The 1,575-nt window shown below is 67.0% G+C and carries 3 protein-coding genes; all 3 read left to right on the top strand.

Annotated elements, in window-relative coordinates:
• Positions 1–569, top strand: a 569-nt coding sequence (locus tag ACKOED_RS15155; RefSeq protein ID WP_408917458.1) for a phage portal protein, incomplete at its 5' end; no start/stop codon positions are given.
• Positions 570–579: 10 nt separating this feature from the next.
• Positions 580–1,440 (top strand): hypothetical protein, encoded by an 861-nt coding sequence (locus ACKOED_RS15150; protein ID WP_408917457.1) that lies wholly within the window; start codon positions 580–582, stop codon positions 1,438–1,440.
• A partial coding sequence (locus tag ACKOED_RS15145; protein ID WP_408917456.1) for a hypothetical protein occupies positions 1,388–1,575 on the top strand: 188 nt, incomplete at its 3' end. The genes ACKOED_RS15150 and ACKOED_RS15145, both read left to right, overlap by 53 nt.

Raw genomic sequence — 1,575 nt, 5'->3', positions numbered from 1 at the left:
GCCTCATCGCCTATGCGCGCGGTGGCAAGGATATCCGCTTCAACCAGCCGGCAACGACGGCCGGTGTGGCGGAGTGGCTGCGCGCCCAGCTGCACATCGTGGCGGCGGGTGTTCGGTTGCCTTACGAGCTGCTGACCGGCGATCTCAGTCAGGTCAACTATTCGTCGATCCGGGCGGGGCTCGTCGAGTTCCGCCGGCTGATCGATGCGGTCCAGTGGCAGATCGTCATTCCGATGCTCTGCCAGCCCACTTGGGACTGGTTCACCGAACAGGCCTGGGCGGCCGGCAAGCTCCCGCAGCCGCGCATCCCGGTCGAATGGTCGCCGCCGCGTTTTGAAGCGGTCGATCCGTTGAAGGATGCCATGGCCGACCTTCTGGCGATGCGGTCCGGCACCATGACATTGGCGCAAGCCATCGCCCGGCAGGGTCACAACCCCGATGCGGTGCTGGCCGAGATCGCCGCGATGAACGCGAAGATCGATGCGCTCGGACTCATTTTCGACAGCGACCCGCGCCGGGTCACCAAGACCGGCGTGATGCAGCCTGATCCAGGGCTCACTTCACCGTAAGGACGACAACATGCATGGCACGATCGAACTGCCGGCGATGCGCCGCGCAGCCGACCTGTTGCCAGCCACGCTCGACGAGCAGGATCGCTCGATCGAGGTGGTCTGGTCGACGGGCGCAAGGGTCCGGCGGCAGCCGCTATTCGGCGAACCGTTCGACGAAGAACTCAGCATGGACCCGAGCAGCGTGCGGCTCGAACGGCTCAATGCCGGGGGGCCGCTGCTCAAGGTTCATGATCTCCGCACACTCGACAGCGTCATCGGCTCCGTCGTGCCGGGGACTGCCAGGATCGATAGCGGTCGGGGCATTGCCCGGGTCCGCTTCAGCGAGCGCGAGGATGTCGAGCCGATCTGGGCCGATGTGCGGGCGGGCCATCTGCGCGCTGTCTCCATTGGCTATCAGGTCCATCGCTTCGAGGTCAGCCGACCCGCCAATGCGCCGGAGATCTGGCGCGCGGTCGACTGGACACCTTTCGAGATTTCCGCGGTCCCGGTCGGGGCCGATCCGGCGGCCGGCTTCCGTTCGGTTGACCCGCTGATCCCCTGCGTCGTGGACCGGGACGACGCTTCCCAACAGATGAGGACTTCCATGGAAGAGACCAATGTGACCCCCACGCCGGCGCAGGCTACGCCCGAGCCGATCACCCGTGCGGCCGATCCCCAGCCCGATACGCAGGCGCTTATCGCCAATGCCCAGACGGCCGAGCGCGCGCGGGATCGCTCAAGCCGAACAGCGTCGGGCTGTAGCGATGCAGCAGCGCATTGGCGACCGCCTCGCGACGGGTCAGCCGCTCGTCTCGCCCGCCGAGCGGAACCGAGACATGCGGGAAGGTCCGCGTCTTCTCGGCGGTATCCGCCACCTTGTCGAGAATGACGCGGCGGGCTTCGTCGATGGCGACCCCGCGACCGACCAGATCTTCGGCCAGGCTGCGCTCCAGACCGAGGCGGCTTGCGAGATCGTAGATGGTGCCGACCCGCTCGCGCTCGGCCGGTTGGGCCTAGGCGATCA

Origin of the sequence: Aestuariivirga sp. (assembly GCF_046093005.1) — a bacterium.
GTDB lineage: Bacteria > Pseudomonadota > Alphaproteobacteria > Rhizobiales > Aestuariivirgaceae > Aestuariivirga.
Note: the sequence above shows the minus strand (reverse complement) of the source record. Positions and strands in the feature narration are given on the sequence as shown.

Excerpts from the sequence above, each read along its gene's own strand:
- ACKOED_RS15150 (WP_408917457.1), top strand. The coding sequence starts at position 580 with ATGCATGGCACGATCGAACTGCCGGCGATGCGCCGCGCAGCCGACCTG.